This window comes from Pseudomonas grimontii (assembly GCF_007858185.1).
Taxonomy (GTDB): domain Bacteria; phylum Pseudomonadota; class Gammaproteobacteria; order Pseudomonadales; family Pseudomonadaceae; genus Aquipseudomonas; species Aquipseudomonas grimontii.
Genome location: NZ_VFES01000002.1, coordinates 307,720 through 322,639, shown reverse-complemented (window position 1 = coordinate 322,639; position 14,920 = coordinate 307,720). Strand labels below are relative to the sequence as shown.

General features: G+C 62.0%; 10 protein-coding genes. 2 read left to right on the top strand and 8 right to left on the bottom strand.

Going from position 1 to position 14,920, the window contains the following annotated elements:
• Positions 1 to 139 precede the first annotated feature (139 nt).
• Genes FIV39_RS05670 through glnE form a run of 8 tightly spaced genes read right to left on the bottom strand, consistent with a single transcriptional unit; the run spans position 140 to position 10,083 of the window.
• Complete coding sequence (locus FIV39_RS05670) at positions 140 to 1,582, bottom strand: lipopolysaccharide kinase InaA family protein (protein ID WP_090400910.1); 1,443 nt, start codon at positions 1,580 to 1,582, stop codon at positions 140 to 142.
• Positions 1,582 to 2,334: a lipopolysaccharide kinase InaA family protein gene (locus FIV39_RS05665; protein WP_090400911.1), complete on the bottom strand. Its 753-nt coding sequence runs from the start codon at positions 2,332 to 2,334 to the stop codon at positions 1,582 to 1,584. The genes FIV39_RS05670 and FIV39_RS05665 overlap by 1 nt, the downstream gene beginning before the upstream one ends.
• The gene (locus FIV39_RS05660) at positions 2,331 to 3,065 is read right to left on the bottom strand and encodes a lipopolysaccharide kinase InaA family protein (protein WP_090400912.1); all 735 of its coding nucleotides are present in this window, start codon (positions 3,063 to 3,065) and stop codon (positions 2,331 to 2,333) included. The genes FIV39_RS05665 and FIV39_RS05660 overlap by 4 nt, the downstream gene beginning before the upstream one ends.
• Positions 3,065 to 3,871, bottom strand: coding sequence for a lipopolysaccharide core heptose(I) kinase RfaP (rfaP, locus tag FIV39_RS05655; RefSeq protein ID WP_090400913.1), 807 nt, complete (start codon positions 3,869 to 3,871; stop codon positions 3,065 to 3,067). The genes FIV39_RS05660 and rfaP overlap by 1 nt, the downstream gene beginning before the upstream one ends.
• Complete coding sequence (locus tag FIV39_RS05650; RefSeq protein WP_090400914.1) at positions 3,868 to 4,992, bottom strand: glycosyltransferase family 4 protein; 1,125 nt, start codon at positions 4,990 to 4,992, stop codon at positions 3,868 to 3,870. The genes rfaP and FIV39_RS05650 overlap by 4 nt, the downstream gene beginning before the upstream one ends.
• Positions 4,992 to 6,053: a lipopolysaccharide heptosyltransferase I gene (gene waaC / locus FIV39_RS05645; protein ID WP_090400915.1), complete on the bottom strand. Its 1,062-nt coding sequence runs from the start codon at positions 6,051 to 6,053 to the stop codon at positions 4,992 to 4,994. The genes FIV39_RS05650 and waaC overlap by 1 nt, the downstream gene beginning before the upstream one ends.
• A 1-nt stretch (position 6,054) precedes the next feature.
• Positions 6,055 to 7,089, bottom strand: a complete 1,035-nt coding sequence (waaF, locus tag FIV39_RS05640; protein WP_090400916.1) for a lipopolysaccharide heptosyltransferase II — start codon at positions 7,087 to 7,089, stop codon at positions 6,055 to 6,057.
• A 54-nt stretch (positions 7,090 to 7,143) separates the two neighbouring features.
• On the bottom strand, positions 7,144 to 10,083 hold the full coding sequence (glnE, locus tag FIV39_RS05635; protein ID WP_090400917.1) for a bifunctional [glutamate--ammonia ligase]-adenylyl-L-tyrosine phosphorylase/[glutamate--ammonia-ligase] adenylyltransferase: 2,940 nt from the start codon (positions 10,081 to 10,083) through the stop codon (positions 7,144 to 7,146).
• Between the two features lie 383 nt (positions 10,084 to 10,466).
• On the opposite strand from glnE, the gene aceE reads away from it, so the two are divergent.
• Together aceE and aceF are read left to right on the top strand one after the other, a co-directional pair.
• Entirely contained in the window at positions 10,467 to 13,112 is a 2,646-nt protein-coding gene (gene aceE, locus FIV39_RS05630; protein ID WP_090400918.1) for a pyruvate dehydrogenase (acetyl-transferring), homodimeric type, read from the top strand.
• A gap of 11 nt (positions 13,113 to 13,123) precedes the next feature.
• Positions 13,124 to 14,770, top strand: coding sequence for a dihydrolipoyllysine-residue acetyltransferase (gene aceF / locus FIV39_RS05625; protein ID WP_090400919.1), 1,647 nt, complete (start codon positions 13,124 to 13,126; stop codon positions 14,768 to 14,770).
• Positions 14,771 to 14,920 lie beyond the last annotated feature (150 nt).

The window sequence follows — 14,920 nt, the reverse complement described above, 5'->3', positions numbered from 1 at the left end:
CCCGTGCCAGGATTTTTATTACATAAAATCAAGGGGATAACGTTTTCGGGTTAAGGCGGGCTGTCGTTCTGGGCCAACAACTGTCCGATAACTGTTGCTCAGGCAACAGCTCTTGATCGTGCACCCTGCGTGGGAACGATCAAGTCGGTTGCTTCGGCAAACGCTGATCAATCACCTGATACAACGCACTACTCTCAGGCCAATTTCGCATAAACCGCGCACGGTCCCTGGCATACGCCGGGGCGAAGCTGGCGGCGGAGCTGTGTTGGCACATCGCGTCGAGGTCGATCAGCGACCAACGATCCTTATCCCAGAACAGGTTATGGCCTTTGAAATCGCCATGGCTGATGCGCTCGCGAATCAGCTCGGCAAACAAATGGTCCAGCGCCAGCAGTTCATCTTCCGGCGCGTCACCGTGTTCGATATAGGGCGCGAAACGCTCGATGATGTCCGGGCCCGGCAAGTATTCGGTGACCAGGTAAGCGCGGCTGCGCAGCCAAAAAAAGCGCTTTTCCAGTACAGCCAGCGGCTTGGGCGTGGCGATGCCGAGGAAGGCCAGGCGATTGCCTTCGCGCCAGGAATGCCAGGCGCGGCTCGGGCGCCAGAAGCGCTTGAGCCAATGGGCAAAGCCCTTGATGTTGTAGCGCTTGATCACCAGCGGCCGGCCGTCCACGTCGACCTTGGCCACACTGGCTGCACCACCGGTCTTATACAGGTGGCCCTGGTCGAGCAACGCATCCACCCGCGCCAGCACCGGCAGCATCGCGGACTCTTCTTCACGACGAATCGCGCGCAAGGCAAAGGCGCCACGCACCACGCTGAACAGCGTGCAGTCGCGACCCACCTTGTTCAAAAAATCCTTCAGGCGCCAGGCGCTGACCTTGCGCACCTGCTTTTCCAGGGCTTCCAGGGGCAAAGCGTGCTCGCCGTTGCCCAGCAGGTAGTACACCAGCAGTTCTTCGGTAAACGGCTCGAGGTTTTTCGGCAACTGGGCGAAAAACACCCCGAGGTTTTCCAGCACGCGGTTGCGCGACAGTGGCTTGCCGGCCTCTTCGACGCGAATGCCGGCGCCATCGATCAAGTACAGCTTGCCGTCCTGGCGCAGCAGGTTGTCCAGGTGCAGGTCTTCCTGCCACAACCCTTTGCTGTGCATTTGGGCAATCGCACCCAGCGCCTCGGCCAGCACAGCAGTTTGCTCGTCGGCCAGCGGCGGCAGGGCTTCGACGGCCTGCCAGGCATCGGCCAGGCTCTCGGCACCTTCGATAAACTCGAACAGCAGCCAGCCGCCCTCGCCTTCCTGCAAGCCATCGGCGAGCAACAACGGGGTGGTGAGGCCTTGCTCGGCCAGCAGGCGTACACCGCTGAGTTCACGCTGGAAATGCCGCGCGGCCTTGCCGCCCACTAATAATTTGGCCAGCACCGGACGCCCGCGCCATACCGCCGCGCCCACGTAACGCTCGCCCGGCAACACCCGCAACAGGCTCAGCAGTTGCAGTTGGCCAGGGCCGGCGGCATCCGCCAGGTCGATGCTGAGGGGCAGGCTCGGCGTGCGGCCGGCGTTCTTCAACTCGGACAAACGCATCAACGGTTCTCCTTGTGGCTACGCCGCTTCGTCAGGCGTTGCAGCCAGGTGGCGACGAGTGCGCTGTCTTCCGGCTCATCGAGGTAAGCCGCCAGCAGTTGACGCACCTGTGCGTCCGACCACTGCGGCGCACGGCGCAACAACGGCTCCAGGTCCTTGACCCGGTCACGCCAGCCGAACAGCAGCGGGCGGGTTTTCTCCAGGTCGATCAACTGCGCGGCGTAGCCGTCACCGGTGGCCTGCAGGAAAATATGCTTGGGATAAAAACAGCCATGCACCTGGCCGACACTGTGCAACCGGCGCGCCAACAGGCCGCAGGCCAGCAGGATCGCACGGTGCTGGGCATCGCTCAGTTGCGCCCACTGCTCCAGCAGCGAATCCAGGTCATTCCAGCCGTCCAGGGCACGGGTCAGCAGCATCGCGCGGTGTTCACCGGCGACTTTGCGCTCGCCGTAGAACGCCGCCTGCAACGCCGGGATCCCGAGCGTGCGGTAACGGCTGATGTTGCGGAACTCGCGGGAAAAGCTTGGCTCGCCCAACGGCCGGTGCAAGCTGCGCGTGAGGTAGTTGCTCTGGCGCTTGAGGTAATAACCGTGGCCGTCGAGCTCCAGGCGAAACACGCTGCTCCAGCCGACACGGCTGGTGTTCGGCTCGTCCACCGCGTCCAGTTGCTTGGCCCACAGGGCGTCGAAGGTCGCAAGGCCGTGGCGCTCCAGCAGGGCGCGATCTTCAGCCGCCAGGAAATCACTCATTCACGTCCCTCGAAAAACTTCACTACGTGGCGAATCCGCCGTTTGTCCGATTCACTCAGGTGCCGACACTGACGGTACTGCATGTAGAAGCGCAGGCGCTGGGTGGCCGACAAGTGATACTTGGCCACCTTGTCCAGGCAGGCCAGGTCCTTGGTAATACGGTACTTGAGCCAGAAACCGCGCCAGAAATCGCCGTTGGGGCAATCGATCAGGTACAGGGTGGCCTGGTCGTCGATCAGCAGGTTGCGCCACTTCAAGTCGTTATGGGTAAAGCGATGATCGTGCATGGTGCGCGTGTATTCGGCGAGCTGGCGGCTGACCGCGCTGACCCACTTTGGGTCGCACAGGCGCGCATCTTTACGCTCGGCCAGTACCGAGAGGTCTTCGGTCCTCGGCAACTCGCGGGTGATCATTGCGCCACGATCGTAGGCCAGGCCGCTACGCTCCAGGCCCCAGGCCACCACGTCGGCAGTAGGAATGCCCCACTTGGCGAAGCGCTTGAGGTTCTGCCATTCGGACTTGACCCGCGGCTTGCCCAGGTAACGCCGCAGGCCCTTGCCGGCGCCGGTGTAGCGCTTGACGTAATAGTTGACCCCGTCACGCTCCACCCGGATCACTTCCGACAACGGGTCGCGGGTCAGGCGTTCACCTTGCAGGGCAAACACTGCTTCGAGGCTTCCAAAATCATCCGCCAGGGCGGCGTAGGCAGGTTCCAGGTTCCAACCCGCCATCAGATCGCATCCCCGTAACGTTGCTTGCGGGCGTACAGCTTGTCGGCCTTGCGTTGCATCAGGCTCAGGGACGCCGATTGTTCGGCCAGGATCTGACGCAGCGGCTGACGGAAATAGCCCTTGAGGAAGCGCAGTTTATCGCGCCGGGTCAGGCCGATTTCCAGCGCCGAGTAATACAGCGCGGACAGGTCCTTGTCGCGCCAGCGCAGCGGCAGATGGGCACGCATTTGCGCCCGATGCAGGTCGATCACCGAGAGTTTGATGTTGCGTGCGTCGATCGGTTTGGACGTGTCCAGCAGGAAGTGGCACAGGTAGCAGTCGCGGTGATTCACGCCGCCCCGGTGCATGTCGCCGACCATGCGCGCCAGTTCGGCCGTGAGCGCATGGCGCAATGCAGGTGCGGGCGGTTCGGCGACCCAGTTGACGGTGAGGTCTTCAAGGCTGACGGTCGGCGCCAGTTCTTCGGTGATGATGAACGAGTGCTGGTCCGCCGGGTTGCTGCCCTTTTCGCCGAAGGCCACGCCGGTCATGGTCGGTACGCCGATCTCCTGCAAGCGGTGAATGGCATCCCATTCCAGGCCGGCGCCGAGCACCGGCAGCTTGGCGGTGATCAGGTTCTTGAAGATTTCCGCCCAGCCGATGCCGCGGTGGATTTTCACGAAATACGGGCGGCCATCCACCTCGGTGCGCAGCGTGCGACGCGCCGCCAGTTCACGGAATACCTGGCCTTGCAGTTTCTCGACTTCGGCGAAGGCGTCACGCCCGGCCCATAACGTCTTGAACGGTTCGGCAAGAATCAACTTCATCGTTTTGGCTCCGCCAGAATCACATCCGCAGCGTGCTGCGGCATGCTGTAGAGGTCGGCCGTCTCGGCGAAGGCCAACCCATTGCGGCCCCAGGCCGCGCGCTGTGCAGAATCGGTCAACATCTGCGCCAGGTACTGGTTCAACTGAGCCTGTTCAAACGGCTCGTCCAGCACCAGTCCGCTGTCGGCTTCGGCGATGTAATGGGCATAACCACACACCGCCGAGACCAGCACCGGCAACCCGGCCACCAGGGCTTCGAGCAACACGGTGCCGGTGTTTTCGTTGTACGCGGGGTGGATCAACAGGTCGGCGCCCAGCAGGAAACGCGGAATATCGCTGCGCCCCTTGAGGAACTGCACGTTATCGCCCAACCCAAGGGTGGCGCTTTGCAGTTGGAATACCTTGGGGTCGTCCTGGCCGATTACAAACAGGCGCGTGCGTTTTTTCAGCTCAGCCGGCAACGCGGCGACGGCCTTGAGGCTACGGTCGACGCCCTTGGTCTTGAAACCGGAACCGATTTGCACCAGCAACAGGTCGTCATCGCCCAAGTTGAATTCCTTGCGGAAGCCTTCACGAATCTCGGCCGCATTCGACGGCGCGCGGCGGTCCTGGGCAATGCCCGGTGGCAGCAGGTGGAAGCGCTCCAGCGGCGTGTCGTAATGCTTGATGAACAGCGGCTGCTGCACTTCGGAAATCATCAAGACTTCGGTCTTGGCGTCCTTGGCAAACACCGCGCGCTCGTACTCGGCAAAGTGGCGATAGCGGCCAAAACTGCGGTACAGCGAATGGCGCAGGTTTTGCGCCTTGTCTTCAAAGCAGCCGTCGGCGGCGTAGTACACGTCCAGGCCGGGCATCTTGTTGAAGCCGATCAGGCGGTCCACCGGGCGCTTGGCCAGGTCGGCCTCCATCCAGGCGCTGAGTTTCTCATTGCGCCGATGGTTGAAGAACGCCTTGACCGGCGCCACCAGCACTTCGAAACCGGGCGGGATGTCACCCTCCCAGATCAGCGTGTAGACACGAATCTGATGGCCGCGCTGCTGGCATTCCAGGGCGATGCGCATGAAGTCGCGCTGCAGGCCGCCGAAGGGGAAATATTTGTACAGAACAAAAGCCAGTTGCATCAGTGCAGCTCCTCAGCCAGTAACAACGTGCTCAGCCGGGTTGCCACACGCTCAGGGTTCAGGCGCGTGAAGCACAGGGGCGACTCGCGCTTGATGTCGAACCGACGCAGGTCGTCGGCCGTCGGTTGATAAGTACATTGTTTTTGCAAGCACGGCGCACACGGAAAGTCGCTGGCCAAGTGAATCTGGCCTTTGCCGTAGGCGCCGGTCAGGCCGGGGTTGGTGGGGCCGAACAGGGAGATGGTCGGCACATCCAGCGCCGCCGCCAAATGCCCCAGTCCGGTGTCCACCGCCACACAGGCGCGGGCGCCGGCCAATACACGGGCGACGCCGGCCAGGTTCAGCTTGGGCAGCACTTCGGCGTTGTTCAGGCCTTGGGCCAGGCGCTCCGCCCGAGCCTTTTCGGCGGCGTTGCCCCAGGGCAACTTCACGTCCACGCCCAGGCGGCCCATGCGTTCGGCCAACTCGCGCCAGTAGGCTTCGGGCCAATGCTTGGTGTCCCAGGTGGTGCCGTGCAGCAGCAATACAAAAGGTTTCTTCGGTGGCAGGCCGAGCAGCTTTTCGGTGCTGAGGCCGTAGTCGCCCAAGCCTTTGGGCAAGTCATAGCCGAGGGCCACGGCGAACAGTTGGCGCAAACGCTCCACCGCATGTTGCCCACGGGCCACGGCCAGGCGCCGCGAGTAAAAGCGCGCCGCAATCGGCTCACGGGCCGAGTGTTTGTCGAAACCGGCCACCGGAGCACGCACGTAGCGGGTCAGCCAGGCGCTTTTGAACAGGCCCTGGGCATCGATCACCAGGTCGTATTTGGTCGACTGGACTTGCTGCTTGAAGCGCCGCCACTCGCCGCTCTTGACGGTTTGCCAGAGGTTCTTGCGCCAGCGGCGGATCGCCACCGGGATCACCTTGTCGACGGCCGGGTGCCAGGTGGGGATTTCGGCGAAGCCTTCTTCCACCACCCAGTCGAAACGAATGCCGGGGATCGCGCGCGCTGCGTCGGTCAGCGCCGGCAAGGCATGGATCACGTCGCCCAGGGATGAGGTCTTGATTACCAGTACCCGCAACTCAGTGAACCTCGACCACGTCGCCCTGCAACCGCTGCAAGGCATCGGTTACCGGCTGCGGCAGCAATTGGCGCAGGCAGTTGTAATGGCCGAAACGGCAGGTGCGATCAAAACACGGGCTGCAATCCAGCCCCAGGCGCACCACTTCGACCTGATCGGCCAACGGCGGGGTGAAGCCCGGCGAGGTGGAACCGTACACCGCCACTAACGGGCGGTTCAGCGCAGCGGCCACATGCATCAGGCCTGAGTCGTTGGACACCACGGCGTCAGCACAGGACAGCAAGTCGATGGCCTCGGCCAGGGACGTGTCGCCACTGAGGTTCACCGCCTCTTCGCGCAGGCCCGGGATCAGGCGTTGGCGAATGTCCTCACCCACCGAGTGATCGTTTTTCGAGCCGAACAACCACACCTGCCAGCCTTCACGAATCTTCATCTCGGCGACTTTGGCGTAGTGGTCCGACGGCCAGCGCTTGGACTCGCCAAACTCCGCACCGGGGCACAGGGCCAACACCGGGCGATCAAGGGCCAGGCCGAACTTGGCCAGTGCCGCATCGCGGGTCACCGGGTCGATCTGCAGGCTGGGGCGCGGGTACGGCTTGGGCAACTCGGCGCCCGGCGCATAGGCCAGGGCCATGAAGCGTTCGATCATCAGCGGGTAGCGCGCCTTGTCCAGCGTGCGCACGTCGTTGAGCAAAACGTAGCGAAATTCGCCGCGCCAGCCGGTGCGCTTGGGGATCCCGGCAAAATACGGCACCAGCGCCGACTTCAGCGAGTTGGGCAGCAGGATCGCCTGGTCGTACTGGCCGGCCAGGGATTTGCCGATGCGACGGCGGGTCGCAAGCTCCAGGGCGCCATGGCCGAGCGGAAAGCTCAAGGCCTTGCGCACTTCGGGCATGCGCTCGAGGATCGGCCGGCTCCACTCGGGGGCGAGCACGTCGATCTGGCAGTCTGGATAGCGCACGCGCAGGCTCTGGAACAGTGTCTGCGCCATCACCATGTCACCGACCCAACTGGGCCCAACGATCAGAATATTCATGTAGTTTCCACAAACGATGCGGGGAGGCTTATGCCTCCCCGCCCTAATAGTGTTTCAACTCAACCCCAGCGCCTGCCAGATTCGCATCACCTGGCGCCGTTCGTCAGCGAACTGATCACCGGGCACCGTACCGGCCTCGTTTTGCAAGGCCTGGCGATGCGCGGCGGAACGGTAGGCCTTATACACCTCACGCAGCAGATGGGCATCGGCAGCGGGCATCAACCCCACCTGCTCGAGGCCTTCCAGAATGCGGATATTGTCGGTATAGCGCAGCAACGATGGATGTTGCGCAGACCACGCCAAAGCCGCGTATTGCACCATAAATTCAATATCGACGATACCTCCGGCGTCCTGCTTGAGGTCGAACAGCGCCGTGGCGTCGAAGGCATTGGCGCCGGTGCCGGCCGCCGTGGCCTTGGTACCCAGGTTGTCACGCATCTTGGCGCGCATCTCGCTGACCTCCTGGCGCAACTTCGCCAAGTCGCGCTCACGCCCTAGCACTTTAGCCCGTACCTGCTCGAATGCCTGGCCCACATCCTGGCTGCCCACCAGCACCCGCGCGCGGATCAGGGCCTGATGCTCCCAGGTCCATGCTTCATTTTGTTGATAGCGGTCAAACGCCCCGAGGGAACTGACCAACAACCCGGATGCGCCGGAAGGTCGCAGGCGCATATCCACTTCATAAAGCTGGCCGGAGTTGGTCTGGGTGGTCAGCAGGTGAATGATCCGCTGGCCCAGGCGCGTGAAGAACTGCGCGCCGTCGATCGGCTTGGCACCGTCGGTCTCGGCCTGCGGGTCGCCATCGTGGATAAACACCAGGTCCAGGTCCGAACCATGCCCCAGTTCGATGCCGCCGACTTTCCCATAACCGACAATGATGAACCCAGGATCGCACAACGTGCCGTCCAGCCGCTGCGGCGAGCCGTGCCGTGCGACCGTTTGGCGCCAGGCCAGGGCCAGCACTTGTTCGAGGATGGCTTCGGCGAGCCAGGTCAGGTAGTCGCTGACTTTCATCAACGGCAGGCTGCCGGCGATTTCCGAAGCGGCCACGCGCAGGCGGTGGGCCAGCTTGAAGTGCCGCAGGGCTTCCATCTGCTGCTCCAGGTCATCCTCGGGGATGCGTGTGAGGCGCTCGCGCAACTCGGCGGCGAGTTCCGGCGCCAGCGGTGGCTTGAACAGGCGACCTTCGTTGAGCAGTTCATCCAGCAGCAGCGGGAAGCGCGTGATCTGTTCGGCGATCCATGGGCTGGCGGCGCACAAGGTCAGCAGGCGGCGCAGGGCGTCGGGGTTTTCCGTCAGCAGCACCAGATAAGCCGAACGCCGCGCGACGGCCTCCACCAATGGCAGTACGCGCTCCAGCACCAGGTCCGGGTTGGCGTGCTCGACGGCCTGGGCCAGCAGGCGCGGAATAAATGCATCCAAGCGTTCGCGCCCCAGGCGCTGCATGGCGCGCAATTGCGGGCTGTTGCGCAGACCGGCCAAGGCTTTGAGGGCCTTGGTTGCATCAGTAAAGCCGCCTTCGGCCAATTGACGGCAGGCGGCCTCTTCGTCCTGGGACTCTTCCCACAACGGCAACCATTCCCCGCCTACGACCAACTCGCTTTCCGCACCTTCTTCTTCATCAGGATCCGCAATCACCTGGCGGAAGTGCCAGTCCACGCGACCACGCCAATACATCAGGCGCTCATGGAACGCCGCCCAGTCGACAAAGCCGAGCATAAAGGCAATGCGCGCCTGGTCTTCAGGGCTGTCCGGAAGCATTTGGGTCTGGCGGTCGGCAATCGCCTGGATCGCATGTTCGGTGTAACGCAGGAACTCATAGCCATTGCGCAATTCGGCGATCACCGCCGGCGGCAGGTAGCCCTGGCCTTCCAGGGTGCCGAGCACGTTGAGCAGCGGCCGTTGTTGCAGGCTGAGGTCGCGGCCGCCATGGATCAGCTGGAACGCCTGGGCGATAAATTCCACTTCGCGGATGCCGCCCGAGCCCAGCTTGATATTGTCGGCCATGCCTTTACGCCGCACTTCCTGCTGGATCAGCTGCTTCATGGTGCGCAGCGCTTCGATGGCGGAAAAGTCCAGGTAGCGGCGGTACACGAACGGTCGCAGCATATCGAGTAACTGCGCACCGGCCACCTGGTCACCGGCGACCACGCGCGCCTTGATCATGGCGTAGCGCTCCCAGTCGCGACCCTGGTCTTGGTAGTACTGCTCCAGCGCGTTGAAGCTGAGCACCAGCGCACCCGCCGAGCCGTAAGGGCGCAGGCGCATGTCCACCCGAAACACAAAGCCGTCGACGGTCATCGGATCAAGGGCCCTGATCAATTTTTGACCAAGACGAATAAAGAATTCCTGGTTATCCAGGGAGCGCTTCACGCCCAGGGTTTCGCCGCCCTCGGGGTAGGCGAAGATCAGGTCGATATCCGACGACAGGTTCAGCTCCACCGCACCGAGCTTGCCCATGCCGAGGATGACCATGTGCTGCGGCTCACCGCTGCGCCGCCCGGTCGGGGTGCCGAACTGCACACAGTGGCGCTGGTACAACCATTGGTAGGCCTGGTCGATGCTGGCGTCGGCCATGTCGGAGAGGTCGCGGCAGGTTTGCACCAGGTCGGCGTGGCGGGTCAGGTCGCGCCAGATGATGCGCACTTGCTGGCGCGTACGTTGGCGGCGCAGCACACGGCCCAGCTCATCTTCTGTTTCGGCCTGTTGCACGGCACCGGCAATCTGCCCGCACAGCTCGCCCGGCGCAAAGCCGCGGTCCAGCTCGCCCCAGGCGGCCAACTCGAGCAACATCAAAGGGTCACGAACACTCTGTTCAATGACGAAATCACTGGCGGCGCACACACGGGCGAAGTCGGCCCACCGTTGCGGCGTCCACGCAGAAAGGCCATGATCGTCGTCCAGCGCGGCCACCGCGTCACGAAATGACTGCTCGGCCCGCTGGGCTTTTGGCAACAGAATGGCCGGCAGTTCGGCCAGCGTTGGAAGGCTCATGGTCTATCCTTGGTCGGCGTGTAAATGGCTTGCTGCTGTGAGCGCAGGCACCACACTCGATGAAGGACTGTCGAACAAAGGTTATAAATAGCTGAAAATATATAATTTTTGGCAGGCAACATTAAACTTCTACCTTTTCTTGTTCGCAAAAGATCAACAATAACGATTATGCTCACCAGCCAGACCGAGCAATCCGCTCAGTCTTGTGTAGTTTTACTACTCGTATATACATTCGAAAGGCTGAAATGGCCGACGATTTGTAGTAAAACTACAGGACGCCGAAGCAAACTTCGGCCATCCAAGAATTTATGTCGTCTGCCCACAAGGCCAGTCGCAAACTTCAGGCAACCGATTCTGGTAGCCTTTCCGCCCTGGAGCAAGCCATGCAAGACCTCGATCCCGTCGAAACCCAGGAATGGCTGGACGCCCTGGAATCGGTTCTCGACAAAGAAGGCGAAGACCGTGCTCACTACCTGATGACCCGTATGGGCGAACTCGCGACCCGCAGCGGCTCGCAACTGCCCTACGCCATCACCACGCCATACCGCAACACCATCCCCGTTACCCACGAAGCACGCATGCCTGGCGACCTGTTCATGGAACGCCGCATTCGCTCGCTGGTACGTTGGAACGCCATGGCGATGGTAATGCGCACGAACTTGAAAGATTCTGACCTGGGCGGTCACATCTCCAGCTTCGCTTCCAGCGCAACCCTGTATGACATCGGCTTCAACTACTTCTTCCAGGCCCCGACCGAAGAACACGGCGGCGACCTGATCTACTTCCAGGGCCACACCTCGCCAGGTGTCTACGCCCGTGCGTTCATGGAAGGCCGCATCAGCGAAGAACACATGAACAACTTCCGCCAGGAAGTGGACGGTAACGGCCTGTCGTCGTACCCGCACCCTTGGCTGATGCCTGATTTCTGGCAGTTCCCGACTGTATCCATGGGCCTTGGCCCGATCCAGGCGATCTACCAGGCACGCTTCATGAAGTACCTGGAAGCCCGTGGCTTCATCCCGGAAGGCAAGCAGAAAGTCTGGTGCTTCCTGGGCGACGGCGAGTGCGACGAGCCGGAATCCCTGGGCGCCATCTCCCTGGCCGGCCGCGAGAAGCTGGACAACCTGATCTTCGTCATCAACTGCAACCTGCAGCGCCTCGACGGCCCGGTTCGCGGCAACGGCAAGATCATCCAGGAACTCGAAGGCGTGTTCCGTGGTGCCCAATGGAACGTGACCAAAGTCATCTGGGGCCGTTTCTGGGACCCACTGCTGGCCAAGGACGTCGACGGTATCCTGCAACGTCGCATGGACGCAGTCATCGACGGCGAGTACCAGAACTACAAGGCCAAAGACGGCGCGTTCGTGCGTGAACACTTCTTCAACACGCCTGAACTCAAGGCGATGGTTGCCGACCTGTCCGACGACGAGATCTGGAAACTCAACCGTGGCGGCCACGACCCGTACAAGGTCTATGCGGCGTACCACGAAGCGGTCAACCACAAAGAACAACCCACCGTCATCCTGGCCAAGACCATCAAGGGTTATGGCACCGGTGCCGGCGAAGCGAAAAACACTGCGCACAACACCAAGAAGGTTGATGTTGAAAGCCTGAAGCTGTTCCGCGACCGCTTCGACATCCCGGTCAAGGACGAAGACCTGGAGAACCTGCCGTTCTTCAAGCCTGAGCCGAACAGCGCCGAAGCCCGCTACCTGAGCGAGCGTCGTAGCGCACTCGGCGGTTTCGTGCCACAGCGCCGCGCCAAGAGCTTCAACATCCCGACACCACCGCTGGATACCCTCAAGGCGATCCTGGACGGCTCGGGCGACCGTGAAATCTCCACCACCATGGCCTTCGTGCGGATCCTCGCGCAGCTGGTCAAGGACAAGGAAATCGGTTCGCGCATCGTCCCGATCATCCCGGACGAAGCCCGTACCTTCGGTATGGAAGGCATGTTCCGTCAGTTGGGCATCTACTCCTCCGTCGGCCAGCTCTACGAGCCAGTCGATAAAGACCAGGTGATGTTCTACAAGGAAGACAAGAAGGGCCAGATCCTCGAAGAAGGCATCAACGAAGCGGGCGCCATGAGCTCCTTCATCGCTGCCGGTACTTCGTACTCCAGCCACAACCAGCCGATGCTGCCGTTCTACATCTTCTACTCGATGTTCGGTTTCCAGCGTATCGGCGACCTGGCGTGGGCAGCAGGCGACAGCCGTACCCGTGGTTTCCTGATCGGCGGTACCGCCGGCCGTACCACACTGAACGGCGAAGGCCTGCAACACGAAGACGGTCACAGCCACATCCTGGCTGCCACCATCCCGAACTGCCGCACCTTTGATCCAACCTACGGCTATGAGCTGGCGGTGATCATCCAGGACGGCATGCGGAAGATGACCGAAGAGCAGCAGGACGTTTTCTACTACATCACCGTGATGAACGAGTCCTACCAGCAGCCAGCCATGCCGGCCGGCGTGGAAGAAGGCATCATCAAGGGCATGTACCTGCTCGAAGAAGACACCAAGGAAGCGGCGCACCACGTGCAGCTGATGGGCTCCGGCACCATCCTGCGTGAAGTCCGTGAAGCGGCGAAGATCCTGCGTGAAGAGTTCAACGTCGGCGCCGACGTGTGGAGCGTTACCAGCTTCAACGAGCTGCGTCGTGACGGCCTGGCCGTTGAGCGCAACAACCGCCTGCACCCGGGTCAGAAGCCTGCGCAGAGCTATGTCGAAGAGTGCCTGGCCGGCCGTAAAGGTCCAGTCATTGCCTCTACCGACTACATGAAACTGTTTGCTGAACAAATTCGCCAGTGGGTCCCGTCCAAGGAATTCAAAGTCCTGGGCACCGACGGTTTCGGCCGCAGTGACAGCCGCAAGAAGCTGCGTCACTTCTTCGAAGTCGACCGTCACTTCGTGGTGTTGGCAGCCCTGGAAGCCTTGGCTGACCGTGGTGAGATCGAACCTAAGGTGGTAGCTGACGCTATCGTCAAGTTCGGGATCAACCCGGAAAAACGCAACCCACTGGACTGCTGAGGAGACTTTTTGTGAGCGAACTCATTCGCGTACCTGACATCGGCAGCGGTGAAGGTGAAGTAATCGAGCTGTTTGTGAAGGTCGGCGACACCGTCGAAGCCGACCAGAGCATCCTGACCCTGGAATCGGACAAGGCGAGCATGGAAATCCCTGCTCCCAAGGCCGGCGTGGTCAAGAGCCTGAAAGTGAAGCTGGGCGACCGCCTGAAAGAAGGCGACGAACTGCTGGAACTGGAAATCGAAGGTGCCGCTGATGCGGCTCCTGCTGCCGCTGCTGCACCGGCGCCTGCTGCTGAAAAACCTGCCGCAGCTGCCGAGGCTCCTGCAGCCCCGACTGCTGCTCCGGCCGCAGCGACCGTCCAGGACATTCATGTTCCGGACATCGGTTCGTCGGGCAAGGCCAAGATCATCGAGCTGCTGGTCAAGGTCGGCGACACCGTCGAAGCCGACCAGTCGCTGATCACCCTGGAGTCCGACAAGGCCTCCATGGAAATCCCATCGCCGGCTGCCGGCGTAGTGGAAAGCATCGCGGTCAAGCTGGAAGACGAAGTCGGCACTGGCGACTTCATCCTCAAGCTGAAAGTACAAGGCGCTGCGCCTGCTGTTGCTGCTCCTGCACCGGCTGCTGCTCCGGCGGCCAAGGCTGAAGCGGCTCCGGCCGCTGCCGCTGCCGCCCCTGCACCCGCCGCAAAAGCCGAGGCCACTCCGGCCCCTGTTGCTGCCGCACCTGCGCCAAGCGGTGCCAAGGTTCACGCAGGCCCGGCGGTTCGCCAACTGGCGCGTGAATTCGGCGTCGAGCTGAACGCTGTGTCGGCCACCGGCCCGCACGGTCGCGTGCTGAAGGAGGACGTGCAGGTCTACGTCAAGGCCATGATGCAGAAAGCCAAGGAAGCTCCGGCTGCTGGCACTGCCACTGGCGGCGCGGGCATTCCACCGATCCCGGTCGTGGACTTCAGCCGCTTCGGCGAGACCGAAGAAGTGCCGATGACCCGCCTGATGCAAATCGGCGCGTCGAGCCTGCATCGCAGCTGGCTGAACATTCCGCACGTGACCCAGTTCGACCAGGCCGACATTACCGACCTCGAAGCTTTCCGCGTTGCGCAGAAAGCCGTGGCCGAGAAAGCCGGCGTGAAACTGACCGTGCTGCCACTGCTGCTCAAGGCCTGTGCGCACCTGCTCAAGGAGCTGCCGGACTTCAACAGTTCGCTGGCGCCAAGCGGCAAGGCGATCATTCGCAAGAAGTACGTGCACGTTGGCTTTGCCGTCGACACTCCAGATGGCCTGCTGGTACCGGTCATCAAGAACGTCGACCAGAAGAGCCTGCTGCAACTCGCTGCCGAAGCGGCTGCGCTGGCTGCCAAGGCCCGCGACAAGAAGCTCACCGCAGACGACATGCAAGGCGCCTGCTTCACCATCTCCAGCCTCGGTCACATTGGCGGTACGGGCTTCACGCCAATCGTCAACGCGCCGGAAGTGGCGATCCTGGGTGTTTCCAAGGCCACCATCCAGCCAGTCTGGGACGGTAAAGCGTTCCAGCCGAAGCTGATGCTGCCACTGTCGTTGTCCTACGATCACCGTGTGATCAATGGCGCGGCCGCTGCACGCTTCACCCAGCGTTTGAGCCAGCTGCTGAACGACATCCGCACTATCTTGCTGTAAACCTGAACAGGCCTCCCCAGTACCGGGGAGGCTTGGTTACACCGATTTCCGAGCGCCACGCTCGTACCTCAACCCCGTCAATTTGGCGGGGCTTTTTTTTGCTTTTCTCTACAGACAGAACAGGGTTGTACACCTTCTGTCATCCTGACT

Bases quoted from the DNA above. Each gene is read 5' to 3' on its own strand.
- FIV39_RS05670 (WP_090400910.1), bottom strand. From the start codon at position 1,582: ATGCGTTTGTCCGAGTTGAAGAACGCCGGCCGCACGCCGAGCCTGCCC.
- FIV39_RS05665 (WP_090400911.1), bottom strand. From the start codon at position 2,334: ATGAGTGATTTCCTGGCGGCTGAAGATCGCGCCCTGCTGGAGCGCCAC.
- FIV39_RS05660 (WP_090400912.1), bottom strand. From the start codon at position 3,065: ATGGCGGGTTGGAACCTGGAACCTGCCTACGCCGCCCTGGCGGATGAT.
- rfaP (WP_090400913.1), bottom strand. From the start codon at position 3,871: ATGAAGTTGATTCTTGCCGAACCGTTCAAGACGTTATGGGCCGGGCGT.
- FIV39_RS05650 (WP_090400914.1), bottom strand. From the start codon at position 4,992: ATGCAACTGGCTTTTGTTCTGTACAAATATTTCCCCTTCGGCGGCCTG.
- waaF (WP_090400916.1), bottom strand. From the start codon at position 7,089: ATGAATATTCTGATCGTTGGGCCCAGTTGGGTCGGTGACATGGTGATG.
- glnE (WP_090400917.1), bottom strand. From the start codon at position 10,083: ATGAGCCTTCCAACGCTGGCCGAACTGCCGGCCATTCTGTTGCCAAAA.
- aceE (WP_090400918.1), top strand. From the start codon at position 10,467: ATGCAAGACCTCGATCCCGTCGAAACCCAGGAATGGCTGGACGCCCTG.